The organism is Paenibacillus yanchengensis, from assembly GCF_042684845.1.
Taxonomy (GTDB): Bacteria; Bacillota; Bacilli; order Paenibacillales; family Paenibacillaceae; genus Pristimantibacillus; species Pristimantibacillus yanchengensis.
Genome location: NZ_JBHUMH010000061.1, coordinates 120,481 through 135,094, shown reverse-complemented (window position 1 = coordinate 135,094; position 14,614 = coordinate 120,481). Strand labels below are relative to the sequence as shown.

Sequence of the window (14,614 nt, the reverse complement as noted above, 5' to 3'; positions counted from 1 at the left end):
CTACGACCTCCATCGTTCATGATGCGGAAAATAGAAACTCGCACCTATTACATGTGTAGTTGGTTATCCTTCTGATGATCATTACTGCTCTCTTTTCCCATAAAAGGCCACCAATTCGCAACTCCAAACATGCGTACCATAATTGGTATAAATAGTGGCAACATAATGATAGCGTACAACAACAATCCAAACAATACCATCGTCCCAATCTGTAGTAATGACATTACTCCTGAAGGGAGCATAGCCGCAAATGTTCCACCTAAAATAACGGCTGCTGACATAATAACCGAGCCCATATTTTTCATCGCTTCTAAAATAGCTTCTTTCGGATCAAGATGACGATATTCTCTAAAACGATCCATTAAGAATATACTGTAGTCTACGCCCAATGCGATTAAAATAACAAAGCCAAAGAATGGTACTGGCCAGCTTAAACCTGTTAAACCTGCTACTTTTACAAAAACTAACTCAGTCAAAGCCAGAGAAGTAAAGTAAGTTACGATCAACGATAAAATGACGTATAGCGGTATAACGATTGAACGGAATAAAATAATTAGTATAATGGCAATCCCAATCAGCATAAAGGTCACTGTTCTCGAATAATCGGCATCGGACAATGTTTTCAAATCATGGTTCATACTAGTAACTCCACCGACTGCCAGTTCTGCATTCGCATAGTCCGTTGACATTATCGCTCGGTTTGCCGCTGCTTGTAGTGGCTCGACCTGCTCCATTGCCTGTTGTTCATAGGGACTACTTTCGAATACAACATCAAATTTAACGGTTTTCCGGTCAGCAGACATATACATGTCTAGAGCCATTTGGAATTGTTCGTTTTCCGTAACATCTGCTGGAATATACCAGCCCGCCATTTGTTTGTCTGCTGTTTGTGATAGTGATTGCAAATAATCTCCAGCAGTAACTAAACCACCTTGAATCTGCTTAAGACCACTGACACTTTCGTCCAAGCCGCTAGTAAGTGTTCCTAATTGACCATCTAACGAAGCAAATCCTGCTTGTAGCTGTTGCTGCCCATCAGCCAATTGTTCTAGCCCGCCACTGATATTAGGCAATTCAGCAACGATTTTCCCTTGACCAGCTGCTGCCTGTACGAGCCCCTGCTCTAATTCAGCAATTCCTTGCACTAACGCTCCAAGCCCTTGTGCCAGCTGTGACTGTCCGGCAGTCGCCTGACTGTATCCTTCATTAGCTTTTGTGACACCTGCTTGCACGATGCCAAGTTGTGTAGACATCTCCGTTAATTGTGTACCAATCGTGGAAGCACCTTGCTGCAATTGCTTCACCGTTTCCAATGCCGTCATATACTGCTCGTCACCTGTTAATTCAGGAAACGTTTGTTGTAATGCTTCGACTTGCAGCACCGCACCAGACAGTCCCTCTGCAACCTTCATCTGCTCGCTAGCTATTTGTTGATAACCATCTGTTAACTGGCTCAGACCGCCACCTAGCTCGTTATAACTAGCTTCCAACTGTTGTGCCGCTTCGGATAATTGCTCCGCACTTTTTCTCGCCTCACTTAATCCCTGATGCAATTGCTTTGCACCGGTAGATCCTTCTGTCATACCACGTTGTATTTCTTTCAACCCTGCGCTAAGTTGACTAACACCCGTTTTCAGTTCATTCGTACCACTGATTAATTGCTCTGCCCCTTTGGCAGCATCTTGTAGCTGTGGTGCGTTCTCAGCTAGTGCGTTGCTAGCTTCGCTCAATCCACCTTCTATTTGTAACAAACCATCTCCACTCTGTACTAGACCATCATCTAGAACAGTCACTTGATCTGCTACTAAAAACTCATCCATCTCTTCTCCCACAGGTCGTGTAGCACTGCGAACAAATTTCACACCATCTACGCCTGACAATTCCCTCGTCACTTTCTCGATCAAAGCCAGTCCTTCACTATTATCCATAGGTTTATCTGTCTTTAGAACGACCGATGCTGGCAACGTCTCCCCTGGCCCAAATCGATCCGCAATAAGATTAAAACCTTTGACGGAACTATATTTTTCACCAATTTCATCCAATGAGTTGTAAGATACATCTCCTTTGTGCGCAAGTAAAGGAGGAACTATAATGACCGCCAAAATTAACAACGTCCATACTGGCCGTTTCAATGAGAAACTACCTACTCGACCCCATAGTTTACTTTGTTTATGCTCCACTGAACCTTTGGCTGGCCAAAACAATCCTTTTCCAAGTACAGCTAAGAAAAATGGAACTATCGTATACAATGCAATAAGTAATACCGCAACACCGACAGCAACAGCTACGGCAGATCGATACAATACAAATGTAGAGAATCCGATTGCTGTGAAGCCAATTAGTACAGCAAGACCAGCGTAAAACACCGTCTTACCCGCTGTACGATACGTATTAACAATCGCGTCAATGCGGTTATGACCATGCGATAGTTCTTCTTTATAGCGACTAATAAGCAATATACAATAATCTGTTCCGATACCGAACATAATGGCGACCATAAATATTTGCGTAAAATTAGATAATGGAAAATCAGCGTATTCCACTAAAAAAGATACGATAGATTGAGACACTAAATAAGATATGCCTACAGTAAGTAACGGCACAAAAGGAGCCAACGCTGATCGGAATACGATGAACAAAATGACTAAAATAAAAACGATAGTAATGAGTTCTGTCTTTTTCAAGCCATCTTCCGAACTTTGTATCAAATCTTCTGCAATGACCCAATCACCAGTCATATAATGGTCAACGGTCGTATCAGCAAGTGCAGTATAGATATTATCGCGCACTTGACTTAATTCCATATCACCTGGTTGTACCTGTAACATTACAAGAATAGAACTACCATCTTTTGAAACTAATTGATCTTTTAACTCCGCTGTATCATAGTGTGACGTAACTGAAGTAATGCCTAGTGACTCACGATCTTCCTTTAATTGATTCACTGTATGTTTTACTTCATCTATTTGCGCTTGATCTAAACCCCCGTCTTTATGAAATACTAAGACCGTATCTAACCCTGCCGCACTACCTTCTCCTTCGCCAGCATTAATTTCTTTAGCTAGCTCAGTTGCCACCTTGGAGGAATAACCTGCTGGAACATCAATTTGTCCCTTGGTGCGCACCAAATCCTGCATGGATGGAGCTGTAAACATTAGCCCAATCGCTGCTACAATCCATAACGCCATAATTACCCACTTAAACTTTAAAATTGTTTTCATCGAAGTTTTCCTCCCACTCTTATATTGTCAATCCACTACTATTCATTGTATTAAAATTCACAATGTAACATTACAAATTATGAATTCGTAGTAACTGACCAGTCAGTCTCATTTGTGTATGACTACCGTCTTCTCTCTTTAGCTAACGTTTATTATACACTTTTTTTGCTGCAATGTGAACTTGTTCACATACATAGCTATTTTTAAACAGCAAAAAAGGAGCTGCTCTAACCTGTATAGGTAGATATAGCAACCCCTTCTCGCAGTTACCCAGTCGTATTACTGAGCGTAGGTAACATCTTTTCACCAATTGACATCGTACCGCTGCATATAGCACATGCAGGCTCAGCAGCAAAAGTATAGTCTTCTCTCATCCAGCTGTTACAGCCTTCCGTCTCACAAATCCATACTTTCGTGTTTTCCTCCGGTACTGGCTCGAGCTGTTTTTTACGATTGTACATCGTGATCCTCCTCACTTCATCTTCGTTAAAATGCAGAAGCGATCAACAACAAAATGGAAACGATTTGCAATACTTCCAATGCTACCATATTACAGCCACTTTTGCAAATGTACAATACAAAGATACAACTCAAAATCTTAAGTTGGCTTAAAAATAATAAGTACGATCAATACAATAATTAACAGCTCGCTAGTAATCTCCATTGGCAGTGCTTTGCGGGTAAATAGCTTATATTGTAGTGGCAACTCTTCTTCTGTATGCGCTTGCAAAATTAAAGATTGCTTCTTTAATCTTCCTGTTATTGTGCTTGCAGTATAAACTTGAATAAAAAAATAAATAAGTAAAGATAAAATAAACCAAGGTTCAGAAATTAAGTCAGGTTGTAGCATAAGTAAAAAAGATGACGTTAAACAGACAATAATGCTACCGATATGTGGAATAAATTTTATTTTTTGAAACAAGTCGATATGTTGTCTTGCTTCGCTAACAGTTCGAGCAGAACGTGTCATAATAGGAAATGCTATCGATATTCCCACTGTTGTAATCGCTGCCAAAACATGTATATAATACATAATAAAATAGATCATAGGCTACCTCACCTTTGTGGCATCGCTGTAATAAGCAGCTTCTGTACTATACGATCTATGCCGAATGTCTTACATTGCTATCATAATCGACAACATATCAACTAATCAATCATTTTCCGTTTTTTTTAACGTAATAAAGCAAAAACGTTCATGAGCAATATAAAATTGCATCAGGAACGTTGGGATGGTAACCTATCATCCACCATTTTTTATTTATACTGCCATCTTTTAATTAGTAATCTTATTTACCCTTTGGCTGCTTCAATCTCAATACTAACATTTACATCATCGCCGATAAGTACTCCGCCTGTTTCCAGTGCAGCATTGTAAGTTAATCCGTAGTCACTTCTCTTCAGTACACCTTTGGCTGTAAAACCAACTTTTTCGGCTCCCCACGGATCAGTCGCTGTACCCAGCATCTCTGCTTCAAATGTTTCTACACGTGTGACACCATGCAGTGTAACATCGCCTGTAATATTATACACATTGCCAGAAACTCTAGAAATAGAAGTAGCTTTAAAAGTTAATGAGCCATATTTATCTACTTCAAAGAAATCTGCAGAGCGTAAGTGATTGTCTCGATCGTTATTTCTCGTATCAATACTATTCAAATCGATTCGGAATGCAATATCTGCTGTAGTCAAATCTTGCGGATCTGCTGTAATGTCCGCTTCAAATTGATGAAACAATCCTTTTACTTTGGCGATCATCATATGTCTTACTGAAAATTCAATTGTGCTATGCGCCACATCTACTGACCAGTTTGTTTTTGACATGTTACGTCCCTCCCGAAAATATATAATTATCATTTTATTTTACTTACAATTTTATATTTACTAACATAATTATCGTATCATACACCTCAATAAATGTCAATCATTTGTCACAATTAATTTTTATGACTTTACAAACCGTTACGTAACATAATATGAGGACATTACGTCATAATAGAAAAGGCTCTAACATGGACAACCTACTCCATACAGGGCAACTGGACTGAAGTCCAGTTACATTTGAGACCAACGACCGTTTCTAATCCTTCCAGCAAGAGGTAGTATGCTCTATAATGAATATAACTAAGCCTTAGCATTGGTAATACTAATTTCTTACACTTACTACTTAACTTACCACTTAATACATACTGAACTTCTAAATGTAAAGGAGGGTTGCACATGCATTTTATTTGGATAAGCGCAGATCGATCAGTTATTGCTATTTTTCTATTGTTAAGCTGGCTAGCTAGCTTCAAAATTCCAAAATTATATTTAAGTTTTCACGAAAAAGATTTGTACGAAAAATTACGTAAGTCAATCTATTTACTACATAGTATTGTTCTGTTATCCGCTATAATGGTGGCAACCAATATTATATTGCATTGGTCTTATTATCAAACCTATCATGCTGCCATGATTACCGTACATTTTTCTTGCGTTATTTTACCAATGTTCATGTTATGGTTCGTCTCGCGTCCTCGGTTATTTTTACTCACAAAACGAACGACTGCCCAAACATTTCGAGCCCTTGATACGGCACGACGAAGACATGCTTCTCATCCTGATTTAGTAGCACCTTTTCAAATATCCGCTTTAGGAGCTACCATCGTAATTATATGTAGCATGTTTCCCATCTCAGCATTTACGTGGGGCGATAGCTTTCTTGCGATGACGGTATTTGTACTGTTCAGTATGATCATATGGGCAATACAACATCGAAACAATGAACAAGCGACCGCTGCAACAATGTGTGTACACCAACAACCAGAAGAACAACTACGGCATCGTTACTAATACAAACGTCCTGCAACCGACAATGGAACAGGACTTTTTGTTATGCTCTAACAAATTATTATTTCGTTTGGTAAAATATACGTATACTACATATTCGTATGCAAAGGAGTTTTAGAATTGTCTACTACGAATCAGCGCAGGCTTCCACAAATATTAGTCGTAACAGCAGTAGCTGTGGAACAAACAGCTATTTCTGAAGGGATACAGCTTACCGATTATGACGCTATTATTGATATTATTACTTGTGGTGTTGGTCCTGCTGCCGCTGCCGCTGTAACTGCAACTGCTATAACTAAAACGAATTATGACCTCATTATTAGCGCTGGTATAGGTGGTGGTTTTACGATAGCTCCGATCGGCTCCATCGTCATATCCGATGTAATAGTTGCTGCCGATTTGGGAGCAGAGGACGGAGAAAACTTTATTCCAGTCGAACAGCTAGGTTTTGGAAAAAATGATTACGAAGTAGATACTATGTTTGCTAATCACGCTGGGCAAGCTCTACAACAGGCCAATATACAAGCGATAATTGCACCAATTATTACAGTAGCAACGGCAACTGGCAGCGCTAAAAGTGCTAATCGATGGATTCAAAATATTCCCAATGTTGCAGCAGAAGCAATGGAAGGGTCCGGTGTTGCCACTGCAGCTCAATTAGCCAATATACCGGTTATCGAAATAAGAGCAATATCTAATCAAGTTGGTCCCAGAGACCGTAGCAGTTGGCGTATCACTGAAGCACTTCATACGTTGAAGCACACTTTTTGTGCGTTAGCTCCGCTATTTGATATTCAAGAAAGAAGGATCGAGAAATGAAAATTGCCTATTCTCCATGCCCGAACGATACGTTTATATTTCATGCTTGGGCTAATCAACTTATCGCTACTGCACCTTCTGTCCATGTTACTTTTGCTGATATTGATCAAACCAATCAATGGGCACAAAATACAAACGATATGGATGTTATGAAAATTTCATTTGCCGCTCTACCTTATGTACTAAACGATTATCGACTGTTACCTTGCGGTGGCGCATTAGGGCGTGGTTGTGGTCCTCTGTTGTTAACAAGACAAGCGCCATCCACCTCGATGGCTAATGCCGTTGACGATTATGATGGCTCCATGTTAACTGGAAAACGAATTGCCGTTCCCAGTGAGCTATCCACTGCTTACTTATTATTTCGATTATGGGCTGCGAAGCATATCCCTGATGGAATCGGAGAAATAGTTGTCATGCCCTTCCATCATATTATGCCTGCTTTGCAAGCTAGCGACATAGATGCTGGGCTTGTTATTCATGAAGCTCGGTTTACTTATCAGCAATACGGACTACACCAATTACTAGATCTTGGGCAGTGGTGGGAAGCAACTACTGGTCACCCGATTCCACTCGGAGCAATTATTGCCAAGCGAACAATAGAAGCGCAACCGATTATTACAGCTATTCGCGCCTCTTTAGAGCATGCATGGCATCATCCGGAAAGCTCAGAAGCATATGTGCTACAACATGCACAAGAAATGGATCGAGATGTAGCAAAAGCACATATTGATCTTTACGTGAATGATTTTAGCTATGATTTAGGAGAACAAGGGTTTAACGCCGTAGAAGCATTACTATTGACAGCGATGAAACTGCAATTAGTCCCTCAATTTGACCAAAAATTACTATACGATTGAAGATCTACAAAAGCTTTATTTGACTAACTAGGACAATGTATGAATAATAGATAAATAAGAATTGCAAATTATAATGTCGTAATTCATTATTTTTCTATATGAATGAGGTGGATGTTTATGTCAATTGTTCCACGTCTGTTGGAATTCAATAAAAAGTTTGTGGAAGAAAAACGGTATGTCGATTATATGACGGATAAATTTCCTGATAAAAAAATAGCTATTCTCACTTGTATGGATACTAGGTTATTTGAACTATTGCCAAAAGCACTCAATTTGCGCAATGGTGATGCCAAATTCATCAAAAATGCTGGCGCAATTTTAACTCAACCTTTTGGTAGTGCGATGCGTAGTATTTTAGTAGCTGTTTATGAACTAGGAGCAAAAGAAGTGTTAGTTATCGGGCATCACGAATGTGGCATGACGAATCTCGATACGAAAGGGATGGTCGGCAAGTTTGTTGAACATGGTATCGATCCTCTAGTTATTGAAACACTTGAAAATGCCGGCATTAAGATGGATCGCTTTTTACGTGGGTTTACATGTCCCGAAGAAGGTGTTATGCATAGTGTTAAAATGATCCGCAACCATCCTCTGTTCCCGAAAGATATCCCTGTACACGGGTTTGTCATTCACCCAGAAACCGGTCATTTAGAAACTATCGTTTTTGATTATCAAGAAGAGCCGAAAGCTTTGACAGAGTAGAGTAATACATAGAACCTTGTTTATCGGAACATGTCCTATCATTTTTTGGTGGAAGCACGTAGATAGACAAGGCTCTTTATTTCACTAGATTAGAATAGCTGTTGTTGCTTAGCATTACTTTGTAGCGTTCATCATCCTGTTATTATTGTTACGTTCCTACTGCATCTCGCAACGCTTGTTCCAGCTCGGCTATATAGCTCGCTCGCTGCTCGTCTGTCCAGTCCAACGTTTGCCCCATCGCTTCCACAATCTTTCCCTTCCACTGATGTACTTTTGCAATATCAAAAAATAAATCACCAGTACGCCGTATAAAAAAATCAGCAGGTTTCATCGTCATTTCTTGATGAATGCTGTAATACAATTGCACACTTAATCGTGCTGGCAACCCAAACGATGCTCCCCATAATTTCGCTTGTTCTGCCAGAGCATAAATCATATCTATATTGGAGCCATAACGTGTAACTAAAAACCGTGCCTCCGCTTCCGTAAATCCGATTTTTTGCCCAACTTTGGTTTTTTCAGCAATATAGACAGGAAATTGAACAGAACCACCAACATCTCCACCGGATATAGACATGTGCCTCGTAGAACAAGGTTTATAAGCAGATACTGCTAGCCCTTCCTGCTGCATCATAGCGATAACTTTATCTACTACCGTTTCTGCCATTTTGCGATAACCAGTTAATTTTCCACCTGCTATGGAAACTAAACCGCTGTTGGATACGAATATTTCATCTCGACGTGAAATTTCGGATGGGTCCTTACCTTCTTGGTGAATAAGCGGGCGAAGCCCTGCCCAACTGGATTCGACATCTCGCTCCGATAATTGTAAGCTAGGAAACATAAAGTTAGCTGCTGCAAGTAAATAGGTCTGATCGTCCTTTGACATAACAGGATGAGCAATATTTCCATTATAATCCGTATCTGTCGTGCCAATGTACGTCTTACCATCTCGTGGTATAGCAAACACCATTCGCCCATCAGCGGTATCAAAGTAAATAGACTGCTGCAAAGGAAACCGTTCGTTCGAAAAAACAAGATGAACTCCTTTCGTTAATCGCAACGTTTTACCTTGTTTGGAATGATCCATATCACGTATTTCGTCTACCCAAGGACCTGTTGCATTGACCACTTTGGTCGCTGTCCAGTTATAGGTTTGATGATCTATCATATCCTCCACAACTACTCCGATAAGTTGACCATCATCTCCATAACGAAGTGAACTGACCTTCCCATAATTAATCGCTGTAACACCTAATTCAACTGCTTTTTTCAAAACTTCTATTGTTAATCTCGCATCATCCGTTCGGTATTCTACGTAGAAGCCACCGCCCTTCATGCCTTCTTTCTTTAGCAATGGCTCTTTCCGTAATGTCTCTTCTTTACTTAACATTTTCCGTCGCTCTGTTTTTTTTACTCCAGCCAAAAAGTCATAAACGGACAACCCCAGCGCTGTCGTAATAGGACCAAACGTACCGCCTTTGTACATCGGCAGCAACATCCATTCTGGTGTCGTCACATGCGGTCCATTTTCATAAACAATCGTTCGCTCTTTCCCCACTTCCGCCACTACACCAATTTCCAATTGCTTCAAGTAGCGCAAACCACCATGGACAAGTTTCGTAGATCGACTAGAAGTACCTGCTGCAAAATCTTGCATATCGACAAGCGCTACTTTCAACCCTCGCGCCGCTGCATCTAGCGCAATGCCCGCACCTGTAATTCCTCCTCCGATCACAAGTAGATCCATCGTTTCTTCCGATGCTGCTTGCAACATCGTACTGCGGTTAAGCGCAGAAAAAAGTTGTTTTTCCGTTTGCACTACATTTCCCATGGTTATATCCCCCCCATATCGTCCTTTAACTACTTGCTGCTCCATAGGCCGAATACAACAAAAAAAGGAGAAACCACACGATAACTACCCACCTCCCTATTGGAAATGAGCTGTTTCTGTGGTTTCTCCGAATCTCCGACCGAATATTAACTTGTGTAAACTATATCACACCTAATCAGCGAATGCTATAGCTGCCTTAACCGCTTTTTTCCATCCAGCATAGAGCTGCTCATAGTGATCTGTTTCATGGTTAGGGAAAAAAGTTCTATCTACTTTTTGCAATTCCGCTATTTGTTGTTTACTTTGCCAAAATCCAACCGCCAAACCAGCTAAATAAGCTGCACCTAGTGCAGTAGATTCGTTACTAGCAGGTCGGATTACTGGTACTTGTAATAAGTCGCTTTGAAACTGCATCAATAAATTATTGGCAACAACACCGCCATCGACATGCAGCGACTGTAATTTTATCTGTGCATCCAGCTCCATCACTTGCAACACATCTTTGGATTGATACGCTAACGATTCCAATACAGCCCGAACAAAATGTGCTCGATTCGTATTGCGGGTAAGTCCAAATATTGCTCCTCGCACGTCGCTTCGCCAGTATGGTGTACCTAAACCAACAAAGGCAGGAACGACATATGCTCCTTCACTAGAAGTAACTTGAGAAGCAAGTGCTTCTGTCTCGCCTGCTGTTTCAATAAACTGCAAACTTTCTTGTAGCCACGAAATAGCAGCACCAGCTACAAACACACTACCCTCTAGCGCATACTCCATTTTCCCATCTATTTCCCAAGCAATAGTGGTTAACAATCCATTGTTTGACATAACGGCTTCTGTACCTGTATTCATTAACATAAAGCAACCTGTACCATACGTATTTTTCGTATCACCTTTGGAAAAAGCTTGCTGACCAAACAGTGCTGCTTGTTGATCTCCCGCCATACTAGCAATCGAAATCGCACTATCAAATAACTTGGCTGCTGTTTTTCCATACACTTCGGAAGAGGAACGAACTTCGGGTAATAGTTGGTGTGGAATTTGGAGCAAATCTAATAATTCCTCATCCCAACAACGGTCATGAATGTTAAATAACATCGTACGTGAAGCATTTGACACATCTGTCATGTGACAAGCTCCACCAGTTAAATTCCAAATTAACCAAGTATCAATCGTGCCAAATAAAAGTTGACCGCTTAAAGCTTTTTGTCGCGCTCCCGCTACATGATCCAGTAACCATTTTATTTTTGTACCGGAAAAATAGGGATCAATAAGTAATCCTGTTTTTTGATGAATGATCGTATCATATCTATCTTGTCGTAACTGTTCACAAATCGCTTCCGTTTGCCGTGATTGCCAAACTATCGCATTATAAATTGGCTTCCCCGTTACCTTGTCCCAAATGACCGTCGTTTCCCGTTGATTTGTTATACCTAATGCCGCAATATGACTTGCTGTCACCTCTCCAGCTGCTAATAGTTTCGTTAACAACTGATAAGTCGACTGCCATATTTGTTCCGCATCTACTTCTACCCAACCAGGTTTAGGAAATTGTAACTGTAGCTCTTCTTTGACAATCGCTTTAATTTCCCCTTGCTTATCCACTAACATTGCTCTTGTACTCGTCGTTCCTTGATCCAAAGAAATGATAAACTGCTCACTCATCCCGTTTCCCCTCCCCAGCATAGGATGCTACCCACAACTGTTTGCGCGAAGTAGTTATTGCTGTTGCTCCAGCAGCTAACGCTTGCTCCACATGTTGCTCCGTCTTAATCAATCCTCCAGCAATAATCGGCACTTGGGTCCGCTGCTTGATCTCCTCTATAACTTCTGGCACAATGCCTGGCAATATTTCAATATAGTCTGGTTGATACTTTTCTAGTATTAAAAAGTTACGTTCTATCGCTTCAGAATCAATGGCGAATAATCGTAAAATTGCTAATAATCCATTTTTATTAGCGACTTTGATAACGCTTGCACGAGTCGATATTAACCCGGCAGGCTGAATCGTTTGACAGAGAAATTCCGCTGCATACTCATCATTTTTCAACCCATCAATTAAATCAGCATGCAACAATACTTGCTTGCCATGTTTTTTGGCAACATCAACAATCGGTTTAAGCTGCCCCAATCGTCCACCTAATAACACCATATAAGTAAACGGAGAAGCCAAAATTGCTTCCATATCCTTCATTCTACTTGTGGCTGGTAACACTCGTTGACCGGCTAATTTTTTCGGCATGTAACCACCCCACTTTTGCTTATTTGACAAGTGATCCTGCTCACCTTCGTTACTTAAAATTATACAAACAATTAGTTCAATTGCAACTTTTAAAAACAAAAAAAATGCCCTCATAGCCTCTTACTACCCGCTACAAGGACAACATATTGGACATATTTATACTTAAATTCGGCTACATTCTGCATACTTCCAATGGGCAATTGTCGCAATTACATACTTGTTGTAAATAGGGAATATCTAGCAGAACAATCTTACCATCCAGCATAGAAATAACGTTTTTACTACGCAAGTCACCCAACAATCGGTTAACACTTTCGCGCGTTGAACTAATCATATCCGCCATCTCAGCATTAGTAATTCGTTTATCAATATAACGCTTACCATCGTGAATAGCAGCGTACGTATTCGATAAGCGAAGCAATAGTGCACATAGCGCTCCTGATTTCCCATAATGAAGAAAGTCTCGCAACTTACTTTGTGTAATACGATGCATAAGGCCGGACCACGCAACTAATGATTCAGCAAATTTACCATTGTTTTTAACAAGCTCTTTCAAATCTTTTTGCGTAATTTCTCCAATAACTGTTGGCTCAACGGCTACCGCCCGATATTGATGTATCGCTTTTCCATCCGGATCTGGTTCACCGAACAAATCGCCGGGAAAGTATAGTGCCATCGTGCTGATTTCTTCCCCTTTTAAAAGCCGATATACTTTTACACTGCCTGATTGCACCAAAAAGATGCGATCAGCAGCTGTGCCTTCTCGAAATAAATAATCGTTAGGCGCCATAATGCGAGGATGTGCAATATTTTGCAACATTTTTACCTGTTCTTTTGTAAATGGTGATGCTGTTCTTACTGGCAAGCGTGTAATTTCTGCTTCAGATAGTGCGAAATGATTTTTCGTTACTGTACGACTCATATTTCGCCCACTCCTTTCTAATTGTGTTCCGAATAGAGCTTCTAAAATTCCGCCAGTGAATAGTTGCTATTGGTTAAAGTAAATTTATCCTTCAAGTCTGTAGAAATATATACTTGATGGTCATTAGTAACAAAAATTGCTTCGGCATAATCAAGCTGTTCGATAAATGCCATCCCTTGTTTTAAGCCAAGTACAAACGTTGCCGTCGATAAAGCATCCGCATTCATCGAGTTTTCAGTTACAATCGTTACGCTAGCTAATTCATTTTGAACAGGAAAACCGGTTTTTCGGTCCAATACGTGATGATAAACTTGTTCATTTTCAATAAAATATCGTTCATATACACCTGAAGTAACTACCGTTTTATTCGTGACTGGTAACGTCCCCAAGTGGTCACCTCGTTTTTCCTCAGGACTTTGAACACCAATAGACCATGCCTGCCCTCCCGGCTTACTGCCCATTGCCAATATATTACCGCCGAGGTCGATAATGGCACTTTCAAATCCCTGTTCTTGTAAGTAAGCGGCAATGACATCTGCGGCATAACCTTTGGCAATAGCACCCAAATCTATCGTCATTCCTGCTTCCAACAATTTTATTTCTAACTTATTTTCGTCCAACACTAAATTGTTATAATCTATTAAAGATTGAGCAGCCGTTATTTTTGCTCGTTCGGGTACAGTGGTGCCACCGTTACCAATCGCCCATAGGTCTACTAAAGGACCGATCGTAGGATCAAAACTACCTGCCGATTGCTCCGCATAATCTTTTGCCGTTTTTATAACTAAAAATGTATCTTCCGATACGGTTACTGCTGCTTTTCCTGCTTGCTTATTCACTTCACTTACTTCACTTCCTTCCACCATCCGATTCATTTTTTGATCAATTTCTTCTAACAACTGTTTCATATCGGTAAAGTGTTGTTCGTTAACGCGCTCATCATATACTCGAATACTAACGATCGTATCAAATATAAAGAAATTTTCACTAATAGGTAGTTTTTTCTCTTCTGCTATATTACTTTCACTTGCACACCCCGTTATCACCATCATGAAACAGATGAGCATTACTAAATAACGAACTTTTTTCAAGGTCATGCCGTCCCCTCCACCGTTGTTTCTGAACTGAGTGTATCAAACAGATAGCCTTTCGCCTGTGACAAATGTCATTATCACTATCTTT

Annotated in this window: 13 protein-coding genes; 4 read left to right on the top strand and 9 right to left on the bottom strand. The window is 40.4% G+C overall.

What is annotated here, in order from left to right:
- Window positions 1-47: 47 nt before the first annotated feature.
- From ACFSTH_RS18230 to ACFSTH_RS18215, 4 genes are all read right to left on the bottom strand, one after another.
- Window positions 48-3,221, bottom strand: a complete 3,174-nt coding sequence (locus tag ACFSTH_RS18230; RefSeq protein WP_377774757.1) for an MMPL family transporter — start codon at window positions 3,219-3,221, stop codon at window positions 48-50.
- 266 nt (window positions 3,222-3,487) lie between these two features.
- The gene (locus ACFSTH_RS18225; protein ID WP_377774755.1) at window positions 3,488-3,682 is read right to left on the bottom strand and encodes a cold-shock protein; all 195 of its coding nucleotides are present in this window, start codon (window positions 3,680-3,682) and stop codon (window positions 3,488-3,490) included.
- A gap of 137 nt (window positions 3,683-3,819) precedes the next feature.
- Window positions 3,820-4,269, bottom strand: coding sequence for a DUF2269 family protein (locus ACFSTH_RS18220; protein ID WP_377774753.1), 450 nt, complete (start codon window positions 4,267-4,269; stop codon window positions 3,820-3,822).
- Between the two features lie 245 nt (window positions 4,270-4,514).
- Window positions 4,515-5,045: a YceI family protein gene (locus ACFSTH_RS18215; RefSeq protein ID WP_377774751.1), complete on the bottom strand. Its 531-nt coding sequence runs from the start codon at window positions 5,043-5,045 to the stop codon at window positions 4,515-4,517.
- 396 nt (window positions 5,046-5,441) lie between these two features.
- On the opposite strand from ACFSTH_RS18215, the gene ACFSTH_RS18210 reads away from it, so the two are divergent.
- The 4 genes from ACFSTH_RS18210 to ACFSTH_RS18195 all read left to right on the top strand — a co-directional run bounded on the left by ACFSTH_RS18210 (window position 5,442) and on the right by ACFSTH_RS18195 (window position 8,434).
- Window positions 5,442-6,056, top strand: a complete 615-nt coding sequence (locus tag ACFSTH_RS18210; RefSeq protein ID WP_377774749.1) for a hypothetical protein — start codon at window positions 5,442-5,444, stop codon at window positions 6,054-6,056.
- Window positions 6,057-6,173: 117 nt separating this feature from the next.
- Window positions 6,174-6,872, top strand: coding sequence for a futalosine hydrolase (locus ACFSTH_RS18205; RefSeq protein ID WP_377774747.1), 699 nt, complete (start codon window positions 6,174-6,176; stop codon window positions 6,870-6,872).
- The gene (locus tag ACFSTH_RS18200; protein ID WP_377774745.1) at window positions 6,869-7,732 is read left to right on the top strand and encodes a 1,4-dihydroxy-6-naphthoate synthase; all 864 of its coding nucleotides are present in this window, start codon (window positions 6,869-6,871) and stop codon (window positions 7,730-7,732) included. Before ACFSTH_RS18205 ends, ACFSTH_RS18200 begins: the two co-directional genes overlap by 4 nt.
- Window positions 7,733-7,849: 117 nt before the next feature.
- Window positions 7,850-8,434 (top strand): beta-class carbonic anhydrase, encoded by a 585-nt coding sequence (locus ACFSTH_RS18195; protein ID WP_377774743.1) that lies wholly within the window; start codon window positions 7,850-7,852, stop codon window positions 8,432-8,434.
- A gap of 148 nt (window positions 8,435-8,582) precedes the next feature.
- Here the strand turns inward: ACFSTH_RS18195 and ACFSTH_RS18190 are convergent, their stop codons facing one another.
- The 5 genes from ACFSTH_RS18190 to ACFSTH_RS18170 form a co-directional block, all read right to left on the bottom strand.
- Window positions 8,583-10,268, bottom strand: coding sequence for a glycerol-3-phosphate dehydrogenase/oxidase (locus ACFSTH_RS18190; protein WP_377774741.1), 1,686 nt, complete (start codon window positions 10,266-10,268; stop codon window positions 8,583-8,585).
- Window positions 10,269-10,439: 171 nt separating this feature from the next.
- Window positions 10,440-11,933 (bottom strand): glycerol kinase GlpK, encoded by a 1,494-nt coding sequence (glpK, locus tag ACFSTH_RS18185; RefSeq protein WP_377774739.1) that lies wholly within the window; start codon window positions 11,931-11,933, stop codon window positions 10,440-10,442.
- The gene (locus tag ACFSTH_RS18180; protein WP_377774791.1) at window positions 11,926-12,510 is read right to left on the bottom strand and encodes a glycerol-3-phosphate responsive antiterminator; all 585 of its coding nucleotides are present in this window, start codon (window positions 12,508-12,510) and stop codon (window positions 11,926-11,928) included. Before ACFSTH_RS18180 ends, glpK begins: the two co-directional genes overlap by 8 nt.
- A 172-nt stretch (window positions 12,511-12,682) precedes the next feature.
- Window positions 12,683-13,432 (bottom strand): Crp/Fnr family transcriptional regulator, encoded by a 750-nt coding sequence (locus ACFSTH_RS18175; RefSeq protein ID WP_377774737.1) that lies wholly within the window; start codon window positions 13,430-13,432, stop codon window positions 12,683-12,685.
- 41 nt (window positions 13,433-13,473) lie between these two features.
- Window positions 13,474-14,529, bottom strand: coding sequence for an FAD:protein FMN transferase (locus ACFSTH_RS18170; protein ID WP_377774735.1), 1,056 nt, complete (start codon window positions 14,527-14,529; stop codon window positions 13,474-13,476).
- Window positions 14,530-14,614 lie beyond the last annotated feature (85 nt).